Source organism: Rhodococcus sp. BS-15 (genome assembly GCF_000813105.1).
Lineage (GTDB): Bacteria > Actinomycetota > Actinomycetes > Mycobacteriales > Mycobacteriaceae > Rhodococcoides.
This window is the reverse complement of record NZ_BAOX01000270.1, coordinates 1-6,695: the sequence shown is the minus strand read 5'-3', so window position 1 is coordinate 6,695 and position 6,695 is coordinate 1. Positions and strand designations below refer to the sequence as shown.

Here is a 6,695-nt window from a genome sequence, read left to right as displayed (position 1 = left end):
AGCCGACCAACCACCTCGACATCCATCACCAGCTCGAGTTGCTGGCCCTCGTCGCTCGTCTGCCGATCACCAGCATCGTCGCGCTGCACGACCTGAACCTGGCCGCGATGTTCTGCGACGAGGTGTTGGTGCTCCAGGACGGCAAGGTCGTCGCAGGCGGCACACCTGCGGAGGTGCTGACCGAAGAACTCATCGCCGAGGTGTATCGAGTGCGGGCGCGTGTATCCGTCGACGGCGACAACGGACGGGTGCACATCCGCTTCGACGCGGCGGCCGGGTACGAGACCGTCGAGGGGAAGCAGAACTCCAGCGCGACGGCAGTCTCTCGTCCCTGATCGGCCTCGGACTCCAGAGCCCCAGGGGATTTGGTGCCACGATTCGTGGTACCCCTGAACAATGAGCGAATCTTCCGGACCGGGCGTTTCGACCACGAGTCTGCCCGCATTCGGGTTCGAGTCGACCTTGGTCGACCAGGTTCCCGGCGTCACCGTGCCGTGGCAGGGTGCCCACGCACCGGATCCTCGCGTGCTGGTCCTCAACGACGGCCTGGCCCGGTCACTCGCGCTCGACCCGGCATCCTTGGCCACCGCCGAGGGGGCAGGCGTGCTGTCCGGGTCCGTTCCTCCGGCCGAGACAAGCGCCGTGGCGATGGCCTATGCGGGTCATCAGTTCGGCAGCTTCCAGCCACTGCTGGGCGACGGCCGAGCGCTGCTCCTCGGCGAACTTCGCGATGATCGGGGCCGCCTGGTCGATCTACATCTCAAAGGGTCGGGCGCAACACCGTTCTCACGTGGTGGTGACGGACGCGCGGTGGTGGCAGCGATGCTGCGCGAGTACCTGATCAGCGAGGCGATGCATGCGCTGCACATCCCCACCACCCGCTCACTCGCAGTCGTCACGACCGGGGAACAGGTCGTGCGAGAGGGAGGCCCGCAACCCGGCGCGGTACTCGCCAGGGTCGCGTCGAGCCATTTGCGGGTGGGCACCTTCGAGTTCGCTGCTCGGCGGGAAGGACTCGCGCAGACCCTCGCCGACTACGCGACCGCCCGCCACTACCCCGAATTCGTCGAGCGAGCACCCGAGGATCGCTACCTCGCATTCTTCGAGGCCGTCGTCGAGGCTCAGGCGTCCCTTGTCGCACAATGGATGTCGGTCGGATTCGTACACGGTGTCATGAACACCGACAACACGACGATTTCCGGCGAGACGATCGACTACGGGCCGTGCGCCTTTCTGGACGCCTACGATCCCGCCACGGTGTTCAGCTCCATCGACCACGGCGGACGCTACGCCTACGGCAACCAACCCGCCGTTCTCGGATGGAACCTGGCGCGATTCGGCGAAACACTACTGCCACTGGTGAATTCGGAGCCGAACGACGCCATCTCCGCCCTGACCGCGATCCTGGACACGTACGGGGATCGCTACCGGCAGCACTACTCTGCCGCGATGGCTGCCAAACTCGGCCTGGAAGACGACGCCGTGGACGCGGCGCTCGTCGACGACCTGCACCGGCTGCTGACGGACCACCGCGCCGACTGGACCCTGACCTTCCGCGCCCTCGCCGAGAACCTACGCGGGAACTCGGCACCGTTCGACTCCCTGGTCCCACCCGATGCGTCCAGGAATTGGCTGGAGGTTTGGCGGGCCGCGGTTTCGGCTCGAGGACAGGACTTTTCATCGGTCGCCGACGGTATGGACTGCGTCAACCCGGCATACATCCCCCGCAACCACCTGGTCGACGCTGCGCTCCAGGCTGCGACGAACGGCGATCTCGGACCCTTCGAGCGTCTGCTCGAGGTCGTCACGTCACCGTTCGACCGACGCGAGGACAGGTCGGACTACGCCCTGCCTGCGCCCGAGAACTTCAGTGCCGGCTTTCAGACCTTCTGCGGTACCTGATTCCTGGGCAATTGATCGTCACTATGGCAGCTCCATGAATTCGATGGTTTCTCCATCCGGCCCCACCGCGTACATGACGCGGGTGCCCACCTTGGCACCGCCGGAAATAGGTTGTGGAGTTCCCTGCGCCGTCCAACCGAAGTCCGCGATTCGTGTCAGGACCGCATCGATGTCGTCGACCTCGAAGGCAAGATGCGCGAAACCCGGATCATAGGGTCGAGACGACCCCCGCGCCCCCTCCACATCGCGATATTCCAGCAGCTCGATCGTCTGACCTGCAACGGAAACCACCGCCATTCGGACTGCCGCCCCGTGCGCTCCGGTGACCTCTCCCAGAAATTCCCCGCCCATCTCCCCCGTCCGTTCGAGGGTCGCGCCGAGACCGTCGGTCCAGAACCGAAGGGCGTCATCGAGGGAACCGACGGCGAAGCCGACGTGGTCGGAGCGAAGGATTCGGAAGGACATGCCCGGAGTGCCTCCACCTGGCGCGTTCACGAGGTCCGCTTCTGTTCGGCGCGGATCAAGCCGCCTCCGACGATCAGTCGCTGAATTTCGCTCGTCCCCTCGTACAGGCGCAGCAGTCGCACATCGCGATAGATTCGTTCGACCGGCACATCCCGCATGTACCTGCGCCACCGTGGATCTGGACGGCCAGATCAGCGACCTTGCCCACCATCTCGGTGCAGAACAGCTTCACCGCAGACGGCGCGATACGCCGATCGGTCTCCTGCACCCACGCCCGCGCCGCCTCACGCACCATCGCCCGCCCCGCCATGACACCGACCTGCTGATCGGCGATCATCGCCTGCACCAACTGGAAATTCCCGATCGGCTCGCCGCCCTGAGTGGACGCCGCGGCATACGACACCGATTCGTCCAGCGCGCGCTGCGCCTGACCGACGGCCAGCGCGGCAATGTGCACCCGTCCCCGCGCCAAAGACGTCATCGCTGCCTTGTAACCGATGTCACTGTTGCCGCCGACCAGTGCGTCGGCCTCGACCTTCACGTCGGTGAACGTCACATCAGCGGTGCCGGACCCCTGTTGGCCCATCTTCGCGTCCTTCACGCCCACCTCGATCCCGGCGGTGTCGGCGGGAACCAGGAACACCGCGATCCCGTTTCCGCTCTGCGGTTTCGGATCCAACTTGGCGAAGACGACGAACATGTTCGCAATCGGCGCGTTGGTGATGTATCGCTTGCTGCCGTTGATGATCCAGCCGCTGCCGTCGACCGTCGCCGTCGTCTTCAAGCCTGCCGGATTCGACCCTGCCCCATCCTCGGTCAGCGCGAAGGAGGCGACGATATCGCCGGTTGCCATGCCCGGCAGCCACGTCGCCTTCTGCTCCTCGGTTCCGAATCCGACGAGCACCTGCCCGGCGATCCCGTTGTTGGTGCCGAACATCGATCGCAGCGACAGCGAGGTGTACCCGAGCTCCATCGCGAACTCGACGTCCTGAATCAGGTTCAGGCCCAGCCCACCCCACTCCTGCGGAAGCGCGTAGCCGAACAGGCCCATCTCCGCAGCCTGCCTCCGCAGATCCTCGGGAATCGAATCGGTGTTCATGATCTCGAGTTCGCGAGGCACGACACGCGATCGCACGAACTGCGAGATCTGCTTCAACACGTCCGCGAAGACGTCATCCGGTACATCGGGATTCAGCGTGTCCATAAGACCACTATCGAGGAGGGCGAGCTCCTCCGTCCACTGGATGGGTCAGACTTTCGGTTCAGCGACACGTACTTCCTCGCGTCGATCGATTCGCCGGCATCGTCCTGACCCGACCGGAGGCGGGAACCGCCGTCAGTGCCCGCCCAAGCTGTCCAGGGTCTGCACGGTCCACGCCGAGTGCAGTTCATCGATCTCGGACGCGTACTTCTCGGAAATCAGCTTGCGCCGCAAGTGTCACGCGAGTATCGGACATCAAAAATTGAAGCAGATCGAATATTCATCTGCCAGATCGACGATCCGGACCGAGTAGCCGGTCCAGCGCCACGTCCTTGCACAGCGTCCCATCGGGTTCGCTGCACCGGCTGATAGTGAGCAGTTCGCCGACCGGGCATGCCGGTGCGTATCTGAGCCCTCCGAACACCGCATCGGTCGCGGGCCTGCATCATCGGCTCGGCTCCTCACTCTTGGATGTCCGACACCGTTCGGCGGCAGTTGTCCGAATCCGAGGAGTTGATTCGCCGTCGGACGCGGCAAGGGGACAGGACATGAACGTCGTCAGCACTCGAGATGCTGATCTCAGATCTCGGTGATCCGTATCCGGTTGTGCGGGTCGCTCTTGGCGCGGTACAGAGCTCTGTCTGCGAGTTCGGTGAACATCGTGGCCGACTCGACGCGTGTCGTATCGTGCGTGGCCGCGATTCCGATCGAGATCGATACTCCGGCAACCGGGTCCGCCGGATCAGCCGATGCTGCCATGTCGTCGATGGCAGAGGTGATCGCCGCGGCCAGGTCGGTCAGTGCGGCAACTGAGTCACGAGTGGTCACTATCGCGAATTCGTCACCGCCCCAACGACATACCGAATCAGCGGGCTCGGTCACCTGCATCAGCAGTCCAGCGATTGTCACGAGAGTCTCGTCACCGGCGTGATGTCCCGCGATGTCGTTTACCCGCTTGAAGGAATCGAGGTCGCAGAACAAGACTCCCACGACCTCGAAAACGTCCGGTCTCGTGGCGGTACGCCGAATCAGTCGATTCTCGAGATCCGACAACCAGACGGGTCGGGCACTGAGACCGGTGAGCGCGTCGTGGTCGGCTCGGTGACGGATCGCCATGATCTCGTTACGGGCGTCGGTGCGATCGGTGAGAGTGCATACGTACCGGGGTTCGTCGTTCATGCTGTCCACCCGACGGACCGTCACTTCCACCCAGCGGTCCCATTGGATACCGCGAGGATGGTGCAGGCGGAGCTCGCTCGACACAGATACCGCCTTCCCCGGTTCGAGTCGGCCCAGTCGCGCTGCCCACTCCGCCGAACCGATGTCGAGGAGATCCTCCAGGTGTCGCTGATCCAACTCGCCGGGTACCGCGTCGGCCAACTGAAGGAAGGCGTCGTTGACGTCGGTCAAGCGAAACTGCGCGTCCAACAGCACCGTTGCGAGCGGCGACTCGGCGAATGCCGAGCGGTAGAGGCTGACACGGTCGGAGGCGTGGGTTGCCTCGGACACCCGGTCGAGGGCGATTCCGACTTGAATCGCGAAGAGGTGGAGCAACATCCGCTGCTCGGCGTCGGGAGTACGGCCGCTCCGAGGCAGGTCGAGGCTGATCACGCCTTGCAGCGTTCCATCGATTCGACCCTCGGACCATATCGGTGCCAGCAGAGCGAACTCCGCCTGCCAGGGCTCACACGCGTCGACTGTCGACGACGAAACACCACGCTGGTCGGGGCCGGACAATCGCTCGCGCCACGGGTCGGCACTCGGGACGTCGGGAGAGAGTTCCAGGACCCGTGAGAAGAACAGTCCACCCCATCGTTCGCAGGACCCGAGCAACTCACGCCACTGCAGTTCCGACATGCGCCCCCCCGCGTATTTGTTCTACCTCGGGTGGGCCGATAACAGCCCTCACTTCCAGGTCGCCGTCGTCGCGGCGGACGTTGACCGCGACTGCGTCGAAACCGATCACCTCGATCACAGTGCGAGCAACGATGTGCAAGATGTCGTCGAGGTCACGGCCACCACCCAGCTGATGCGCGACGTTCATCATCTTCAGGAGTGCGTCGCCGCTGAGGGTGAGTCGTCGGGTCATGCGGTCATTGTCCAGCAGCAACGGTGGGCCGTCTCTTCATTGGCTGCGGATACCGTGGTTATTTCCTGCTCGTACACGACGAGGGTGCGGACGACACCGAGCATCCGGACAGCCCGACCACTACACGACCGTCGTCGGGCCCGCTCTTCGCTCGACCGGTCAACGACGGGTTGCGGCGAACACGTCGACCGGATGGGGCACCCGAAGTCTGCCGTCGGTGCCCGGCACCGAGACCGCGGCGAGATAGGCCCGCACGGGGCCGTACAACTCGGGAGTGAGCCGGGCCTGGACCGCGAAGTCGAGAACCTCGTCGCTCGCGGAGGCGAGGTCGACCAGCGCGTCCAGAGTGACCACGTCGTCGACCGCGATCCCGCCGTCGACGAAGGCCTTCTCGACATCCGCGCTGAACCACTGCCGGTGGCCCTCCAGAGGCGGGGCAAGGACCCCGACCAGCGCGTTGAGCGCCGCCGACGGTGCGATGGCCACCCACAGCTCACCGCCGGGCCGCAGCAGGTTCAGCGCGGCACGCAATGTTGCCCCGACATCGGCGACGTAATACATCGAGTGCACGAACAGCACCACGTCGAAGGTCTCGTCCACCGGGGCGTCGTCGAAGGACGCGACGTGCGCCCCGACGCTGAGCTCGTCGGCCCCCAGCGCAGCCATCGTGGCGGTGAAGAGCTCCACACTCCCGGGCCAGGGGTCGATGCCGACGTATCGGACCGGTCGGCCGGACTTTCGCTGCACGAGACCAGCGGCGAGCCGGACGTCCAGCGACCCGTCACCGCACCCCACCGACAGCACCGAGATCGGCCGGTCCCCCATCCGCACCAGCCTGGCTGCGAGGTGTTCGGCGATCAGACTGCGCTGGTCGGACAGTCGCTCGACAGCGGCGTGGTCTCGGGCGAGGAGCCGGGCTCGAGACCGGCCACGAGCCGGTGCCACGCCGCAGGGCGCGTAACGCGTCGAGGAACCCGGCCGCGGTGTCGGTCGACGAAGTCGGGAGCTATGTTGGACACCACATCGAGTGAACCACGA

The 6,695-nt window shown here is 65.1% G+C and carries 6 protein-coding genes and 2 pseudogenes; 2 read left to right on the top strand and 6 right to left on the bottom strand.

What is annotated here, in order from left to right:
- Nucleotides 1-335 (top strand): annotated as a pseudogene (locus tag RHBS_RS22245) (hypothetical protein); the annotation flags it as partial.
- Between the two features lie 61 nt (nucleotides 336-396).
- Nucleotides 397-1,902, top strand: a complete 1,506-nt coding sequence (locus RHBS_RS22240) for a YdiU family protein (protein WP_121870930.1) — start codon at nucleotides 397-399, stop codon at nucleotides 1,900-1,902.
- A 21-nt stretch (nucleotides 1,903-1,923) separates the two neighbouring features.
- On the opposite strand, the gene RHBS_RS22235 is transcribed toward RHBS_RS22240, so the two are convergent.
- The 6 genes and pseudogenes from RHBS_RS22235 to RHBS_RS29820 all read right to left on the bottom strand — a co-directional run.
- Complete coding sequence (locus RHBS_RS22235; protein WP_121872688.1) at nucleotides 1,924-2,367, bottom strand: VOC family protein; 444 nt, start codon at nucleotides 2,365-2,367, stop codon at nucleotides 1,924-1,926.
- 26 nt (nucleotides 2,368-2,393) lie between these two features.
- Nucleotides 2,394-3,571 (bottom strand): annotated as a pseudogene (locus tag RHBS_RS22230) (acyl-CoA dehydrogenase family protein).
- A 576-nt stretch (nucleotides 3,572-4,147) separates the two neighbouring features.
- Nucleotides 4,148-5,425 (bottom strand): GGDEF domain-containing protein, encoded by a 1,278-nt coding sequence (locus tag RHBS_RS22225; protein WP_237669565.1) that lies wholly within the window; start codon nucleotides 5,423-5,425, stop codon nucleotides 4,148-4,150.
- On the bottom strand, nucleotides 5,403-5,657 hold the full coding sequence (locus tag RHBS_RS31025; RefSeq protein WP_237669563.1) for a hypothetical protein: 255 nt from the start codon (nucleotides 5,655-5,657) through the stop codon (nucleotides 5,403-5,405). Before RHBS_RS31025 ends, RHBS_RS22225 begins: the two co-directional genes overlap by 23 nt.
- A gap of 159 nt (nucleotides 5,658-5,816) precedes the next feature.
- The gene (locus RHBS_RS22220) at nucleotides 5,817-6,602 is read right to left on the bottom strand and encodes a bifunctional 2-polyprenyl-6-hydroxyphenol methylase/3-demethylubiquinol 3-O-methyltransferase UbiG (protein WP_128646444.1); all 786 of its coding nucleotides are present in this window, start codon (nucleotides 6,600-6,602) and stop codon (nucleotides 5,817-5,819) included.
- The coding region (locus RHBS_RS29820; protein WP_236745402.1) for a hypothetical protein at nucleotides 6,515-6,695 on the bottom strand (181 nt) is incomplete at its 5' end. The genes RHBS_RS22220 and RHBS_RS29820, both read right to left, overlap by 88 nt.

What these genes read in the sequence shown, in the direction of transcription:
- RHBS_RS22240 (WP_121870930.1), top strand. Translation starts at nt 397, where the DNA reads ATGAGCGAATCTTCCGGACCGGGCGTTTCGACCACGAGTCTGCCCGCA.
- RHBS_RS22235 (WP_121872688.1), bottom strand. Translation starts at nt 2,367, where the DNA reads ATGTCCTTCCGAATCCTTCGCTCCGACCACGTCGGCTTCGCCGTCGGT.
- RHBS_RS22225 (WP_237669565.1), bottom strand. Translation starts at nt 5,425, where the DNA reads ATGTCGGAACTGCAGTGGCGTGAGTTGCTCGGGTCCTGCGAACGATGG.
- RHBS_RS31025 (WP_237669563.1), bottom strand. Translation starts at nt 5,657, where the DNA reads ATGACCCGACGACTCACCCTCAGCGGCGACGCACTCCTGAAGATGATG.